A 233-nucleotide genomic window follows, 5' to 3' on the forward strand; every position below is an offset into this window, starting at 1 on the left:
CAGCGCGGCGATTAGTGATTACGCGCCGAATGGTTTGCAGGTGGAAGGCAAAGAGACGGTGCAAAAAATTGTTACCGGTGTCACCGCCTGCCAGGCTTTGCTCGATGAGGCAGTGCGTCTGGGCGCGGATGCGGTCATTGTGCATCATGGCTACTTCTGGAAAGGAGAGTCTCCGGTCATTCGCGGAATGAAGCGTAACCGTTTAAAAACGTTGCTGGCGAATGATATCAACC

General features: G+C 53.6%; 1 pseudogene. It reads left to right on the top strand.

Going from position 1 to position 233, the window contains the following annotated elements:
- Positions 1-233, top strand: a pseudogene (ybgI, locus tag SB772_RS45920) (radiation resistance protein YbgI); the annotation flags it as partial.

Origin of the sequence: Paraburkholderia sp. SIMBA_030 (assembly GCF_046535245.1) — a bacterium.
GTDB lineage: Bacteria > Pseudomonadota > Gammaproteobacteria > Burkholderiales > Burkholderiaceae > Paraburkholderia.